The organism is Arthrobacter sp. zg-Y820 (genome assembly GCF_030142155.1).
In the GTDB taxonomy this organism is placed as follows: domain Bacteria; phylum Actinomycetota; class Actinomycetes; order Actinomycetales; family Micrococcaceae; genus Arthrobacter_B.
In genome coordinates this window covers 1,232,938-1,247,367 of record NZ_CP126247.1, presented here as the reverse complement: position 1 = coordinate 1,247,367, position 14,430 = coordinate 1,232,938, and the positions used below count along the sequence as shown (strand labels likewise).

Sequence of the window (14,430 nt, the reverse complement as noted above, 5' to 3'; positions counted from 1 at the left end):
GACCGACCTTAGCGCATGGGGTTTCGGGCCGGCACGGGTTGCGCTCCGGAGCGGAACTCAGCGGACGGCGAGGCGGATCGTGTGCAGCCCGGTGGCGCCGTCGGGAACCACCGGACGGACGATTTCGTCCTGTTCCCGCCCGTTGGCATCGATGGCCCGGACGGTCAGTGTGTGGTCCCCCTTCGCCAGGTCCAGGACCGCCGACCACTGCAGCCAGGTGTCCGCCGAAATGCCGCTGGCCAGGCGCGCGTCCGACCAGCCGCCGTCGTCGACCCTTACCTGCACCCCGCGGATCCCGGTGTGCTGCGCCCAGGCCATGCCGGCGACGGTCACGGCTCCGGCGTCCGGCGACGCGCCGTTGGCGGGGGTGTCGATCCGGGAGGACAGTTTGATGGGACCGCGCTCGGTCCAGCCCCGATCGGTCCAGTACGCCGCGTCGTCGCTGAACCGGGTCACCTTCAGCTCGGTGACCCATTTGGTTGCCGAAACATAGCCGTACAGGCCCGGCACCACCAGCCGCACCGGAAAGCCGTGTTCCAGGGGCAGCGGTTCCCCGTTCATGCCCACGACCAGCAGGGCGTCGCGGGAATCCGTCAGGGCCTCCAGCGGGGTGGAGGCCGTCCAGCCGTCGCGGCTGGTGGAGAGCACCATGTCCGCGCCGTCCCGGACACCGGCCGCGGCCAGCAGATTCCGCACCGGCCATCCCAGCCACTTGGCGTTGCCGATCAGGCTGCCGCCCACCTCGTTGGAAACGCAGGCCAGGGTGACATGGCTTTCCTGCAGGGGCTTGGCCAGCAGCTCGGCGAAGCTGATCTCCACTTCGCGGTCCACCAGTCCGGTGACTTTCAGGCTCCACTGCTGCGGGTCGACCAGCGGCACGCTCAGCGCCGTGTCAATCCGGTAGAAATCGGCCGCGGGAGTCAGCACCGGGTCCAGCCCGCTGATACCGAGTTCCGCTCCTGCCGGGATCGGTGCCGCCGGCAGGGCCGCAGCCGGCAGGACGACGCCGGCCCGGCTGGCCACGGTATTGATCTGGCCCGCTCGTGACGCGCCGGCCAGTGCTCCCGCCGCCACGCCGACGGCGGCACCGCCGCCGACCGTCAACAGGACGTCGCGCCGCCGGGCACCCGCCTCGCCCGGCGATGCGTCCCGCCAGCTGAGAATGCGGGCGCGGAAGGCCCGCAGCACCAGGATGCCCACTCCGGCGGCCAGCAGCGGCGGCACCAGCGACAGCACGCTCATCTGCGCCCGGGTCAGCACGGCTGCCAGCCCGGCGGCCCCGAACAAGGAGACAATGACGACGCCGGCGGGCGGGCGGCGCAGCTCCAGGATTCCGGCGGCCGCGGCGATGACCGCGATCACCGCTGCCATGCTGACCAGGAACGCAGCCTTGTCAGCGGTGCCGAACAGCCCGATCGCCCAGTCCTTGACCGGTGCGGGCATGGCGTCGATGACCACCGACCCCACCGCGCTGACCGGCGACAGCGACGGGCTCAGCAAGGCGGCGGAAAGCTCTCCGGCGGCCACGGCCAGGCCGATCGCAACGACTCCCGCCGCAGCCGCCCAGAGGGTAACGTTCCGGGCTGTGCCGTTCATGCCGCTCGTTTCTGTTGGTGCGGGTGGGAGGAACCGGGTGGTCGGGTGGGAGGAACCGCGTGGTGCCGCAGCTCAGCGCGGCAACAGGAGCCCCATGCCAAACCGGGCGATTGCCAGCAGCACGAGGTACAACGAGATCAGGATCAGGCAGATTCCCAGCGCAATTTCGGGCTGGTTGGAATTCAGGCTCAGCTCAATCTGCAGCGGAAGGGTGCGGGTGCGTCCCTCAATGCTCCCCGCGAAGGTGATGGTGGCGCCGTACTCTCCGAGGGACCGCGCGAAGGCCAGCAGCGCTCCCACCACGATTCCCGGCAGGGCCAGCGGCACGGTGATGTAGCGCAGGATGGCCGTCGGCCCGGCGCCAGAGGTGGCGGCGGCCATTTCCAGGTCATGGTCCACAGCCCGCAGGCTGCTCAGGGAGGCCACGACGAAGAACGGCAGTGAAACGAACACCTGGACAATGAGCACCGCCGCCGGCGAATAGCCCACCCCCAGTCCCGCGGATTCCAGCACCCGTCCGGCCAGACCCTGACGGCCCCAGAAGTACAGCAGGGCGATGCCGGAAACCACCGGCGACAGCACCAGCGGAATCAGCAGGATGCCTCGCAGCACCTGCATCCACGGGCCGGCAAGCTTGCTGAACAGCACGGCCAGGGGCAGTCCCAGCACGACGCAGATCAGTGTGGACCCCACGGAGGTCGCCACCGAGAGACCCAGGGCGGTGCGGGCTTCGGAGGCCGAGAGCAGGGATCCGAGCGAAGTCCAGGGCACATTCAGCAGCAGGGCCGCCACCGGGCCGGCGCACAACAGCAGCGCCAACGACGCGGGAACCCACAGCCAGGCCGGGGTGGTGGCCCGGGCGCCGCGGGTCATGCCGACGGCCCTTCCGGCCACCGATGGACGGGCGTTCCCGGAGCCCCGCCGGCCCTTCCGCGCCGGCTCAGCTTCCGGGAGTCCGGAACCCTGCGTCGCGGAGGATTCCGGCGGCTTCCTCGCCTGCAAGCCACTCGTAGAATCGGACAGCTGCCTCATGCTCTGCTCCCTCCGCGGTCAGCGCCGCGGGGTACTGGTTGGGTTCTGGATCTCTCACTTCAAGATACGTCACCCCTTGCTTCGCAGCCGAGAGCGCATCGGTTTGGTACACCAGCCCGGCATCCGCCTGACCGGTAACCACTTTGGTCAGGACCGACCGCGCACTGTCCTCGCGGCTCTCCCCGGACAGGGCCACCCCGGCGGCGTCGAGGACACGCGCCGCAGCCCGGCCGCAGGGCACCGAGGGCGCACACACGGCTGTCTGCACCCGGTTCTCGGAGAGATCAGCCAGCGCCGCCACCTGGCCGGGATTGCCCGGCGCCAGCGCCAGCACCGTCGTATTGCCGGCCACCACCCGCTCCCGCGCTATCAGGCCTTCGTCCCGGACCGTGTCCAGCGCTTCCAGATCGGCGGCGATCACGACGTCGGCCGGGGCACCGGAAAGCAGCTGGCTGGACAGCTGGGCGCTGGAGCCGAGGTTGGTGCGCAGTCGGCCGCCGCCGTCGTAGGCTTCATTCATGGCCGCGATCACATCCGTCAGCGACGCAGCTGCGAATACCGTGATGGAGGGTGCTTCCGGAGTTGCTGACGCATCCCCGGGCACCGGCGCCGAGCATCCGGCCGCCACGGCAAGCAGGACAACGGATGGAGCCAGGATTTGCCGGCACCGACTGATAAAACGCATTGATAGAGCCTAACCGCGAAAGGGCGTAACCTCGACCCATGGGAATCCAGCTGGGAATGCCGTCCATCGGCTCGCCGCTGACCGGGACTGCCGCCGTTGCGCCGTCTGCCGGCAGGCCACCAGCCGCGCCCGAAGTAAATGCGCCCGGAGTAAATGCTCCCGCCGTCGAGGGACCCGCGGACGAGGGTTCGGCAGTTCCCGGGTCCGCCGCAGCTGCCGGTGTCCAGGCCTCCGACGGCCTGCTGGACAGGTACGGCCGGCGCGCCAGCGACATGCGGCTGTCGCTGACGGACAAGTGCAACCTGCGCTGCACCTACTGCATGCCCGCCGAGGGGCTGGACTGGCTGGCGAAGGACAAGGTGCTGACCGGTGCTGAAATCATCCGGCTGGTGGGCATCGGCGTCAGCGTGTTGGGGGTCCGCGAGCTGCGGCTGACCGGCGGTGAGCCGCTGGTGCGGGCTGACCTGGTGGACATCGTGGCGGGAATCCGGGCCAACCATCCGGAGCTGCCGATTTCGCTGACCACCAACGGGCTGGGCCTGGACAAGAAGGCACAGGCCCTTAAGGACGCCGGGCTGACCCGGATCAACGTTTCCCTGGACACCCTGCATCCCGACACGTTCGCGCAGCTGACCCGGCGTCCGTTCCTGTCCCGCGTGCTGGCCGGGGTCGAGGAGGCGGCGCGCGTGGGCCTGGGCCTGATCAAGATCAACGCCGTCCTGATGCGCGGGATCAACGACGTCGAATCCCCCGACCTGCTCGAGTGGGCCGTCAGCCAGGGTTTCGAGCTGCGCTTCATCGAACAGATGCCGCTGGATGCCGACCACGGCTGGACCCGGGACGGCATGATCACGGCGGCCGAAATCCGCTCCCGGCTCGAGCGCGACTTTGTCCTCACCCCCGATCCGCGCCGGCGCGACGGCGCCCCGGCCGAGCGCTGGGAGGTTCGGCGCCGCGCCGCTCCGGAGATCGTGGCCGGAACCGTGGGCATCATCGCATCCGTCACCGAACCGTTCTGCGCCGACTGCCGGCGCACCCGGATTACGGCGGAGGGCAAGGTCCGCAGCTGCCTGTTCTCCCACGAGGAAACCGACCTGCTGGGCCTGCTCCGCACACCGGAGCTGGGCGACGCCGAGGTGGCGGCCCGCTGGCAGGATGCGATGTGGGGCAAACCCAAGGCGCACGGAATGGACCATACCGGTCTGGGCGACGCTGACTATGTGCAGCCGGACCGGACCATGAGCGCGATAGGCGGCTAAGTGCTGATCCGATATTTTGGTGCCGCGAAGGCGGCCTCCGGCCGGGAGGAAGAGATCCTGTCCGCAGGCCCCGGTCCCGACGGCGCTTCCGAAAGTGCGTACGGCGGCGAATCCCTGCACGACCTGCTGGAGTTCCTGGGTTCCCGTCCCTCCACGGCACCGGCCGGCGCTCCCCCGCTGAAGAGCGTGATCTCGCGCAGCACCTTCCTGGTCAACGGTTTCGCTGCCCGGGACCGGTCGATGGTCCTGGCCCCCGGCGACACCGTGGACATCCTGCCGCCCTTTGCCGGCGGTTAACCCCCGCGAGATGGCAGAAAGTGCGCTTCCCAGAGCTGGGAAGCGCACTTTCTGCCATCTCGCGGGGAGGAAAAGAGGGCTAGAAGCCCAGCTCCTCCTTGGAGGTGAACGGTCCGACAATCGTGATGGTCCGCGGAGCTGCGGCCAGCTCGGCGGCCAGCGCCTGCACTTCCTGCGCAGTCACCGCACCGATGCGGGCCAGCGACTCATCGATGTCGATGAATTCGCCGCTGACCAGTTCGGCCCGGCCAAGGCGGGACATGCGGGAGCTGGAATCCTCCAGCGCCATGACCATGCCGCCGGCAATCTGGCCGCGGGCCTTCTTCAGCTCGGCTTCGTCGACGCCGTCAGTTGCCAGGCGCTCCAGCTCGCTGCCCATCAGGTCGATGACCTGGCGGGTTTTGGCCGGCGAGCAGCCGGCATACATGCCGAAGTATCCGGCGTCGGCGTAGGACGCCGAGAAGGAGTACGTGGAGTAGACCAGGCCGCGCTTTTCGCGGATCTCCTGGAACAGGCGCGAGGACATGCCGCCGCCCAGGATGGTGTTCAGCACGCTCATGGCGAAGCGGCGGTCGTCGGTGGCCGTCAGTGACGGGCAGCCCATGACCACGTTTGCCTGCTCCACCGGGCGGTTGATGACCTGGACTCCGGCGGTGCCGGTGATGACTGCGGGCTCGGTGTTCCTGCGGGGCGCCGGAGTGGCGTCGTCGGAAAGGTCCCAGCCGGCCTTCTTCAGGGCGTCGAGCACCAGGGCGCAGACGTCGTCGTGCTCCAGGCCGCCGGCAGCGGTGACCACCAGCTCGGTGGGGCGGTAGTAGCGCCGGTAGTGTTCCAGCACGGCTTCGCGGGGAACGCTCATGATGGCTTCGGGAGTGCCGCCGATCGGACGTCCCAGGGCGTGGTCGCCCAGGACGGCTTCGGCGAACTTCTCGTGGCACAGGTCAGCGGGATCATCGGCATCCATGGCGATTTCTTCCAGGATGACGTCTCGCTCCTGCTCCAGTTCCTCCGGGTCCAGGACCGCGGAGGTGATCATGTCGGTGATGACGTCGATGGCCATCGGCAGATCGGTGTCCAGCACCCGTGCGTAGTAGCAGGTGCTTTCCTTGGCCGTGGCCGCGTTGGACTCGCCGCCGACCTCGTCAAAGGCCAGCGCAATGTCCAGCGCTGAGCGGCGCGTGGTGCCCTTGAACAGCAGGTGCTCAAGGAAGTGGGTGGAGCCGTGCCGGCCCGCGGCTTCATCCCGCGAGCCGACACCAACCCAGAAGCCGATGGTGGCGCTCCGCTGGCCGGGCATGGCTTCCGTCAGCACGCGGACTCCGCCCGGAAGGACGGAACGGCGCACGACGGCGCCTCCCGGAGTTCCCATCACAAGTGAAGGGTCACCGGGAAGAGTGGTCAGCGGAAGGCGGACAACCGTCCCGGATGCCGGCGCGTGGCCGGCATCGGGACGGGTTCCATCAGCAATGTGTGACATTTATTCTGCGGACTCGGTTTCTGCTGCTTCTTCGCCTTTGGCGCCTTCAGCAACAACCGGTGACAGGGACAGCTTGCCGCGGTCGTCGATCTTGGTGATTTCCACCTGGATCTTCTGGCCGACGGAGACTACCTCGTCAACGTTGTCGACGCGCTTGCCACCGGCGAGCTTGCGCAGCTCGGAGATGTGCAGCAGGCCGTCCTTGCCCGGGGTCAGGGAGACGAAGGCACCGAACGTGGTGGTCTTCACTACCGTACCGAGGTAACGCTCGCCGATCTCGGGGATCTGCGGGTTGGCGATCGCGTTGATCGCCGCGCGGGCAGCCTCGGCGGATCCGCCGTCGGTTGCACCGATCAGGACCGTGCCGTCATCTTCAATGGAGATGTCAGCGCCGGTGTCTTCCTGAATCTGGTTGATCATCTTGCCCTTCGGGCCAATGACCTCGCCGATCTTATCTACGGGGATCTTCACCGAGATGATGCGCGGCGCGAACTCGGAGAGCTCGTCCGGGGTATCAATCGCAGCGTCCATGACACCGAGGATGTGCAGGCGGGCTTCGCGGGCCTGCTTCAGGGCTGCTGCCAGCACCGAAGCGGGGATGCCGTCGAGCTTCGTGTCCAGCTGGATGGCCGTGACGAACTCGGAGGTACCGGCAACCTTGAAGTCCATGTCGCCGAAGGCATCTTCGGCGCCAAGGATGTCGGTCAGGGCGGCGTAGCGGGTTTCGCCGTCAACCTGGTCGGAGACCAGGCCCATGGCGATGCCGGCAACCGGAGCGCGCAGCGGAACACCGGCGTTGAGCATGGACAGCGTCGAGGCGCAGACCGAACCCATCGAGGTGGAGCCGTTGGAGCTCAGGGCCTCGGAGACCTGGCGGATGGCGTACGGGAATTCTTCGCGCGTCGGCAGCACCGGCATGAGCGCACGCTCGGCCAGGGCGCCGTGGCCGATTTCGCGGCGCTTGGGCGAACCCACGCGGCCGGTTTCACCGGTGGAGTACGGCGGGAAGTTGTAGTTGTGCATGTAGCGCTTGCGCGTTACCGGCGACAGCGAGTCAATCTGCTGTTCCATCTTCAGCATGTTCAGCGTGGTGACGCCCAGGATCTGGGTTTCGCCGCGCTCGAAGATGGCCGAACCGTGCACGCGGGGCAGAACCTCCACCTCGGCGGTCAGCTGGCGGATGTCCGTCAGGCCGCGGCCGTCGATGCGGACCTGGTCCTTCAGGATGCGCTGGCGCACAACCTGCTTGGTGACGGAGCGGAAGGCTGCGGAGAGTTCCTTCTCGCGGCCTTCGAACTTCTCGGCGAGCGAAGCGGTGACTTCGTCCTTGAGTTCGTCGGCGGCAATGTCGCGCTCCTGCTTGTCAGCGATCGAGAAGACCTTGGCCAGCTTGTCAGCGGCTGCGGCTTCCACGGCTTCGTAGACGTCGTCCTGGTAGTCCAGGAAGATCGGGAACTCGACGGTCGGCTTGGCGGCGCGGGCTGCCAGGTCGGCCTGTGCCTCGCACAGGGCCTTGATGAACGGCTTCGAGGCTTCGAGGCCTTCAGCAACAACCTCTTCGGTCGGGGCGGTGGCGCCCTCGTCCTTGATCAGGTTCCAGGCGGCGTCGGTGGCTTCTGCTTCCACCATCATGATGGCGACGTCGTCACCGGCAATGCGGCCGGCAACCACCATGGAGAAGACTGCGCGCTCCAGCTCGGAGTGCTTCGGGAAGGCAACCCACTGGTCGTCGATCAGGGCAACGCGGACGCCGCCGATCGGACCGGAGAACGGCAGGCCGCTCAGCTGGGTGGACATGGAGGAAGCGTTGATCGCGACGACGTCGTACAGCACGTCGGGGTTGATCGCCAGGACGGTGACCACGATCTGGACCTCGTTGCGCAGGCCCTTGACGAAGGCGGGGCGCAGCGGGCGGTCCATCAGGCGGCAGGCCAGGATGGCTTCGGTGGACGGGCGGCCTTCGCGGCGGAAGAACGAGCCCGGGATGCGGCCGGCGGCGTACATGCGCTCTTCGACGTCGACGGTCAGCGGGAAGAAGTCAAAGCCTTCGCGCGGGGACTTGCCGGCGGACGTTGCCGACAGCAGGACGGTGTCATCGTCGATGTAGACAGTGGCTGCGCCTGCAGCCTGCTGGGCCAAGCGGCCGGTTTCGAAGCGGATGACGCGCTGGCCGTACTTGCCGTTGTCAATGACGGCTTCTGCGAACTGAATTTCGGGACCCTCCATAGAGAGTCACCTCCGTTTCTTCGTTGGCGGAGGCATCCAGCATCGTTCCAATAAACGCGAGCACCGCTGTGAAGCGGTTCGGTTCAACACCCGGTCTTCGATCGAGGTCCACGGGCACAAACTCCCGGGGACCACTACCGAGGACCGCGAATGCTGCGATGCTGGCTGACTCCTGTTGATGTTTCTTCGGTGCTGCGGTGCTGCTGTTTACTGCTGTGCCGCGGATGTACCGCAAAGGCGGGTGCGCTTCCGGTCCAAGCCGGTGTCCATGCCCGCCTGAAAAAGGGCGGCTCCCCGCGAGAACGCAGGGGCCACCCTCTTCAAAGACTACTTGCGCAGGCCGAGGCGCTCGATGAGCTCGCGGTAGCGGGTGATGTCAGTCTCTTTGAGGTACGAAAGCATACGACGACGGCGACCAACCAGGGCCATCAGGCCGCGGCGGGTGTGGTGGTCATGCTTGTGCGTCTTCAGGTGTTCGGTCAGGTCGAGGATGCGGCGTGACAGCACAGCAACCTGAACCTCGGGCGAACCGGTGTCGCCTTCGGCCCGAGCGAACGCCGTGATGATTTCCTGCTTGACTACGGGGTCAAGTGCCAATGTAACTCTCCTACAGTTGTGCCGTGAGGCCCGAGTCAGCAGTTCGCTGCCGGGAATCTTGGCGCCGGCGGGACGAATCCGAACCGGCACAAAGAAATTCAGCCGCCACGGACCGCAGCCGAATTTGATTTCAGTTTACCTGTCCGCGCCGCTATCTGTCGAAAGGACGTCGCGGGTGCGCGCCACGTCAAGGCCCATCTGCGTAATCAGGGCTTCGGGCCCGGTATAGGCCACCATGCCGCGGAGCCGTTCCACGAACTCCACCACCACCTGCTGGCCGTAGAGGTCGAAGTCGGTGATCTTCTCGTTCGGGCGGTCGATCACGTGGGCCTCCACCTGCCGGCTGACGCCGTCGAACGTGGGATTGGACCCCACGGAGATGGCTGCCGGCCAGCGGGTGCCGGCTTCATCGACCAGCCATCCGGCATAGATTCCGTCAGCGGGGACCAGGCCGCTGGCGTCGGGGGCCAGGTTGGCGGTGGGAAAGCCCAGCTCGCGGCCGCGGGCGGCGCCGTGGACAACCTCGCCGCGCATGCGGTGGGTGCGCCCGAGCAGGCGCGCCGCGGTGCGCACGTCTCCGCTGCGCAGGGCCTCCCGGATCCAGGTCGAGGAGCAGCGGCGCCCCTCGGGAGCGGCGGGGTCGTCGGGCAGGGCGCCGAAGTCCTCGACGGCCTGCACCTCAAAGCCCAGCTGCCGGCCCAGTTCCCGCATGGTCTGGAGATCCCCGGCGTTGCCGCGGCCGAAGCGCACGTCGTGGCCGATGACGACGGCGCAGACCCGCAGTCCCTCCACGAAGACCCGGCGCACGAATTCCTCGGGGGTCAGCGCGGCGAGCTGCAGGTCGTAGTGCATCATGAGCAGCCCGTCCAAGCCGGTGGCCGCCAGGGCTTCGCGGCGGTCCAGCTGTCCCATGATGAGCTCGGGAGCCGCCTCGGGGCGGTGCACTTGGGCCGGATGCGGATCGAAGGAAATGGCCACCGCTGCCGCGTCCTTCTCGCGTGCCACCTTCACGAGGCGGTCCAGCACATGCTGGTGCCCCAGGTGGACGCCGTCGAAGTTGCCGATCGTGACTACTGTCGGACCGATGCCGGCAGGAACCTCCGCCAGGCCATTCCAGTAGTACACACAGGCTCCTTATAACAGGTGGTTCGGGTCGCGGCGGTGCCGCTGGTGGGCCGGAACAGCGCATGGCTGCTACCGGACCTAACTATTATGGCCGAAAATGCTGCCGGGAAAGACTCAGCCCTGCGTGCCGCCTGCAGCGGCACCGTCAGCGCGGCCGGCGGTGCCCTCACTGTATTCACGCTTCAGCTCGCTGGTCTTGGCAATGAACCGGTGCCAGACCAGCAGGGCCGGCGGGAAGGCCAGCTCCAGGATCATCAGGATGATCATGGTGTAGTGGGGCGTTCCGCTGAAGGCCCAGGACAGCACGCGTCCGATACCGCCGAGGAAGACCATCAGGCAGACCAGCCACAGCATGTTGGCCCACTGGAACTTCACCGCGATGGCGATGAACGCCGCCCCCACGCCGACCATCATGGCCGAGAAGAACCGGAACTGGGATTCCAGCGACGCGTTGATTTCGCCTCCGCCGGTATCCGCCACACCGGCCGTTCCGGTGGCGAGGTAGTAAACACCCACGCCGGCCACCAGGATGCCCACGCCAATGACGACGGCGCGGAAGACGCCCCAGTCATCGCTGCTCTTGTAGGGCTTGGCCTTGGGCTTGGACTGCTTGCCGCTTCGGCCCGTGGCGCCCGCCTGCTTGGCTGCGGGCGGAATATTCAGCTTCTCCGTCGGCCGGACGCTCTGTCCGGCCGCGGGGACGTTCGGTTTCCTCGCCGCGGCAGGCTGCTCCCCGGGTGCCAAGGAGGACTGCGTGGGCGGCTGGGCGGGCTGCGCCGGGCCATTCCCGCCCTGGTGCTCGCTGGGTGTTGAAGCCGGGTTGCTCATTAGTTCCCCCTGAAGGAATGGAAAACCTGCTTGGTGTGATGCATTCTCCTGCCATCGTCTCACGCAGCGCAGCGTCGGAGCGCACGCTGCCGCCGGCGGGTTTGGCGCCCGCCGCGGGGCTCCCCCGGAGTGGAAGCCTAGGAGCGTGCGGCATCCCCACGGTGGCGGTAGAGCCACCACAGTCCCAGCGCCGGCAGGAGCAGCGGAACATAGCCGTAGCCGGACCCGAAGCCGGACCAGACCGTGTCATCGGGCAGGAGGCCGGGGTTGACCAGGCCGAGGATGCCCACGGCCAGCACGCCCAGCATCTCGATGCTCACTGCAGCGACCGACACCAGATAGGCCCGCGGCCCGGACCTTGCCAGCCCGACCGTGGCGACAATGTAGACCACTGCCGCAAAAGCGGACAGCAGATAGGCCACCGGCGCGTGGTCGAACTTGGTGGCAATCTGGAAGCCCGCGCGTGCGGTGGCGGCCAGGGCGAAAACAGCATAAACGGCCACCAGCAGCCGGCCGGGTCCGGCGTTGCGGGCCGCCGGCTGGGCGGCCGCTGATCCGGCGGGATTGCCGTGCTCGGGGGTGTTCATGTTCACGCGGGGGTTACTCCGTCCCAGATCTGTTCCATTCGGAACAGCATGACAAATACAGTGATGCCCACGGCACCAAGAACCAGGTTGCTCCAGCGGCTGCGGTCCATCAGCGACCACCAGATGGCACCGACGGGAATGATCAGGGCCGTGAAGAGGTAGCCCCAGAACTCCCAGAGTTCACCCGCCACGCCTTCCCCGCCCACCTGGCGGATGACACCTGCCACGCCGTAGACCAGCAGGAACAGCTCCACGGCGGCAACGGACAGGATGGTGAGGTCGTTGGGGCCGTGCTTCAGGATGGCCGCCCCGAAGCACAGCACCACGGAGACGGCGCAGACCAGGGTGCCAACGATGAACAGCGGATCGACAACCACTTAGGCGGCCTCGTTCCCCGGTGCGAAGACCAGCAGGGCCTTGGCGTAGGCGGCCGGGAAGTCCGCCCCGGCCGGGCCGCGGTTTTCCAGCAGCGCGACCAGCGTTCCGCCGGGGGCAAAGGCAGCCACGGGCGCACCGGCGGCTGCTTCCCCGATGTCCGACGGCGGCACCCGGCGGCCGTGCGAAAGATCCGTCGCTTCCGCAGCACTGAGCTCACGGACCGGGAACAGGGCCCGGGCGGCGTCGTCGAGGTCCAAGACCCGCAGGTCCGCGGCCAACTGTTCCAGGGTCGCTGCCTGCTGCACGCTGTACGGGCCCACGCAGGTGCGCCGGAGCGCAGTCAGGTGCCCGCCCACACCCAGGGCGGCACCGAGGTCCCGGGCCAGGGCGCGAATGTAGGTGCCCGAGGAACACTCAACGGTCACATCGATGTCGCGCAGCTTGCCGCCGCTCTCCCGGCGGATGCCGTGAACCTCAAAGCGGGAGACCGTCACGGGGCGGGACGGAAGGATGACCTCTCCCCCGGCACGCACGCGGGCGTAGGAGCGCTCGCCGTTGACCTTGATGGCACTGACGCTGCTGGGCACCTGCTGGATGTCCCCGGTCAGGTCCGCGACGGCGGCCATGATCTCTTCGTCGGTTACCGCGGCGGCGATGGTCTCGGCGGTGATTTCGCCTTCGGCGTCGTCAGTGACGGTGGACTGGCCCAGCCTGATGGTGGCCTCGTACGTCTTGGAAGTACCCACAATGTAGGTCAGGAGCCGGGTGGCCTTGTTGATGCCGACCACCAGCACTCCGGTGGCCATCGGGTCCAGTGTTCCCGCATGCCCCACTTTTCGGGTTCCCGCTAGTTTCCGCAGGCGGCCAACCACATCGTGGCTGGTCCATCCCTGCGGCTTGTCCACAATAATCAGCCCTGAACGGACCTGCCCGGAATTCACGCCTTTCAGTATATGCGGCCCTGGCCTGCGGTTCCTGACACCCGGCCAGCCGGCGGGCTTGTCTGCGGACCTGCCGGCGGGTTGGCCGGCGGACCTGCCGTCGGGTTCTCCCCGGGTTCTCCCCGGGTCGCGCCGGTCATCGCGGGTCGCAGCGGGTCGCAGCGGGTCGCCCCGGGTGCCGCGGCGGCGATAGCATGCGGGGTATGCCTGAGCTCTCGCCCCATGTCCGGAATGCCGCTGCCAACCAGATCCGCGAAATCACCCAGGCAGCGTGGGCCCAGCCCGGCTCGATCGTGCTCAGCATCGGCGAGCCGGGATTCCCCACCCCGCCCCACATCCTCGAGGCAGCGCAGGCCACGCTGGGCCGGGATGAGACCGGTTACACGCCCAATGCCGGTATCGCCCCGCTGCGTGCCGCGTTTGCCGACCGCATCAGCCGGCAGACCGGCGTCGAGGTGGCTCCGGGCCGGGCGTTTGTCACCGCCGGCGCGCAGCAGGGCCTGCACCTGGCCATGAGCATGCTTCTGGATGCCGGCGACGAAATCCTGATTCCGAATCCCGGCTACCCCACGTTTGCCATGACTGCCCGGCTGCTTCACGCCGAGCCGGTGGAGTATCCGCTCTATCCCGAACACGACTTCCAGCCGCGCATCGCGGACATCGAGGCCCTGATCACCGACCGGACCCGGGTCCTGCTCCTGAACTCGCCTTCCAATCCCCTGGGCGCCGTGTTTGGCCCGGACCTGGTCCGCGACCTGGTGGAGCTGGCCCGCCGCCGGGACCTGTGGATCGTTTCGGACGAATGCTATGAGGCCTTCACCTACGATGTCCCCCATGTGAGCCCGCTGGCCCACGACGGCGCCGACGGCGGGGACCGGGTGATCGTTTCGGTCACCCTGTCGAAGACGTACGGCCTGACCGGACTGCGGATCGGCGCCCTGATCACCCCCGCCGGCCTGGAAACCCAGATGAGCACGGTGATGGAATCGATCGTCTCCTGCGTGGCGTCGCCGTCGCAGTATGCCGCCCTGGCCGCCCTGACCGGACCTCAGGACTATGTCAGCGCTGCTGCCGCCCACTATCGCGTCAACCGGGATGCGGCGGCGGCCGTGCTGGATCAAAAGAACATTCCGTACCTGAAGGCACAGGGGGCGTTCTACCTCTGGGCTGACCTGTCCCACGCCACTGAGGGCCACGTCAGGGCGTGGACGCAGAAGTTCCTCGCGGAGCAGGGTGTCGCCGTGGCGCCGGGCACCGCGTTCGGTTCCATCGGCGAAGGCTGGGTTCGGATCGCCCTGTGCGGGGACACCGCAGACCTGGTCACGGGGCTGGAACGTTTTCCGGAGCGCGCGTCCGGTGCAGCAGCCTGCCGGTGACCTACCCGCGGCCGGCCTCGGCCACC

14 protein-coding genes are annotated in these 14,430 nt (G+C 67.8%); 3 read left to right on the top strand and 11 right to left on the bottom strand.

Annotated elements, in window-relative coordinates:
• Nucleotides 1–57 precede the first annotated feature (57 nt).
• From QNO08_RS05550 to modA, 3 genes are all read right to left on the bottom strand, one after another.
• Complete coding sequence (locus tag QNO08_RS05550) at nt 58–1,596, bottom strand: molybdopterin-dependent oxidoreductase (RefSeq protein ID WP_229967605.1); 1,539 nt, start codon at nt 1,594–1,596, stop codon at nt 58–60.
• Nucleotides 1,597–1,668: 72 nt separating this feature from the next.
• On the bottom strand, nt 1,669–2,469 hold the full coding sequence (locus tag QNO08_RS05545) for a molybdate ABC transporter permease subunit (RefSeq protein WP_229967603.1): 801 nt from the start codon (nt 2,467–2,469) through the stop codon (nt 1,669–1,671).
• A 67-nt stretch (nt 2,470–2,536) separates the two neighbouring features.
• Nucleotides 2,537–3,313 carry a molybdate ABC transporter substrate-binding protein gene (gene modA / locus QNO08_RS05540; protein WP_229967601.1) on the bottom strand — a complete coding sequence of 259 codons (777 nt, stop codon included), beginning with the start codon at nt 3,311–3,313 and terminating at the stop codon, nt 2,537–2,539.
• Between the two features lie 38 nt (nt 3,314–3,351).
• On the opposite strand from modA, the gene moaA reads away from it, so the two are divergent.
• Nucleotides 3,352–4,572: a GTP 3',8-cyclase MoaA gene (gene moaA, locus QNO08_RS05535; RefSeq protein WP_229967600.1), complete on the top strand. Its 1,221-nt coding sequence runs from the start codon at nt 3,352–3,354 to the stop codon at nt 4,570–4,572.
• The gene (locus tag QNO08_RS05530; protein WP_229967598.1) at nt 4,573–4,869 is read left to right on the top strand and encodes a MoaD/ThiS family protein; all 297 of its coding nucleotides are present in this window, start codon (nt 4,573–4,575) and stop codon (nt 4,867–4,869) included.
• A 79-nt stretch (nt 4,870–4,948) separates the two neighbouring features.
• On the opposite strand, the gene QNO08_RS05525 is transcribed toward QNO08_RS05530, so the two are convergent.
• The 8 genes from QNO08_RS05525 to truB form a co-directional block, all read right to left on the bottom strand.
• Nucleotides 4,949–6,346 carry a M16 family metallopeptidase gene (locus tag QNO08_RS05525; RefSeq protein WP_502866869.1) on the bottom strand — a complete coding sequence of 466 codons (1,398 nt, stop codon included), beginning with the start codon at nt 6,344–6,346 and terminating at the stop codon, nt 4,949–4,951.
• Nucleotides 6,347–8,572 (bottom strand): polyribonucleotide nucleotidyltransferase, encoded by a 2,226-nt coding sequence (locus QNO08_RS05520; protein WP_229967547.1) that lies wholly within the window; start codon nt 8,570–8,572, stop codon nt 6,347–6,349. It abuts the gene before it with no gap.
• A gap of 327 nt (nt 8,573–8,899) precedes the next feature.
• Entirely contained in the window at nt 8,900–9,169 is a 270-nt protein-coding gene (rpsO, locus tag QNO08_RS05515; protein ID WP_229967546.1) for a 30S ribosomal protein S15, read from the bottom strand.
• Between the two features lie 135 nt (nt 9,170–9,304).
• Complete coding sequence (locus QNO08_RS05510) at nt 9,305–10,294, bottom strand: bifunctional riboflavin kinase/FAD synthetase (protein WP_229967543.1); 990 nt, start codon at nt 10,292–10,294, stop codon at nt 9,305–9,307.
• 114 nt (nt 10,295–10,408) lie between these two features.
• Nucleotides 10,409–11,122: a DUF4345 family protein gene (locus QNO08_RS05505; RefSeq protein ID WP_229967541.1), complete on the bottom strand. Its 714-nt coding sequence runs from the start codon at nt 11,120–11,122 to the stop codon at nt 10,409–10,411.
• A gap of 137 nt (nt 11,123–11,259) precedes the next feature.
• Nucleotides 11,260–11,709, bottom strand: coding sequence for a hypothetical protein (locus QNO08_RS05500; protein WP_229967591.1), 450 nt, complete (start codon nt 11,707–11,709; stop codon nt 11,260–11,262).
• 2 nt (nt 11,710–11,711) lie between these two features.
• Nucleotides 11,712–12,086, bottom strand: a complete 375-nt coding sequence (locus tag QNO08_RS05495; RefSeq protein WP_229967539.1) for a hypothetical protein — start codon at nt 12,084–12,086, stop codon at nt 11,712–11,714.
• Nucleotides 12,087–13,037, bottom strand: coding sequence for a tRNA pseudouridine(55) synthase TruB (gene truB, locus QNO08_RS05490; RefSeq protein WP_442860540.1), 951 nt, complete (start codon nt 13,035–13,037; stop codon nt 12,087–12,089).
• A 194-nt stretch (nt 13,038–13,231) separates the two neighbouring features.
• Between truB and QNO08_RS05485 the strand changes: the two genes are divergently transcribed.
• Complete coding sequence (locus tag QNO08_RS05485; RefSeq protein WP_229967535.1) at nt 13,232–14,404, top strand: pyridoxal phosphate-dependent aminotransferase; 1,173 nt, start codon at nt 13,232–13,234, stop codon at nt 14,402–14,404.
• Nucleotides 14,405–14,430: the final 26 nt, after the last annotated feature.

Bases quoted from the DNA above. Each gene is read 5' to 3' on its own strand.
- QNO08_RS05550 (WP_229967605.1), bottom strand. From the start codon at position 1,596: ATGAACGGCACAGCCCGGAACGTTACCCTCTGGGCGGCTGCGGCGGGA.
- QNO08_RS05545 (WP_229967603.1), bottom strand. From the start codon at position 2,469: ATGACCCGCGGCGCCCGGGCCACCACCCCGGCCTGGCTGTGGGTTCCC.
- modA (WP_229967601.1), bottom strand. From the start codon at position 3,313: ATGCGTTTTATCAGTCGGTGCCGGCAAATCCTGGCTCCATCCGTTGTC.
- moaA (WP_229967600.1), top strand. From the start codon at position 3,352: ATGGGAATCCAGCTGGGAATGCCGTCCATCGGCTCGCCGCTGACCGGG.
- QNO08_RS05525 (WP_502866869.1), bottom strand. From the start codon at position 6,346: ATGTCACACATTGCTGATGGAACCCGTCCCGATGCCGGCCACGCGCCG.
- QNO08_RS05520 (WP_229967547.1), bottom strand. From the start codon at position 8,572: ATGGAGGGTCCCGAAATTCAGTTCGCAGAAGCCGTCATTGACAACGGC.
- QNO08_RS05505 (WP_229967541.1), bottom strand. From the start codon at position 11,122: ATGAGCAACCCGGCTTCAACACCCAGCGAGCACCAGGGCGGGAATGGC.
- QNO08_RS05500 (WP_229967591.1), bottom strand. From the start codon at position 11,709: ATGAACACCCCCGAGCACGGCAATCCCGCCGGATCAGCGGCCGCCCAG.
- QNO08_RS05485 (WP_229967535.1), top strand. From the start codon at position 13,232: ATGCCTGAGCTCTCGCCCCATGTCCGGAATGCCGCTGCCAACCAGATC.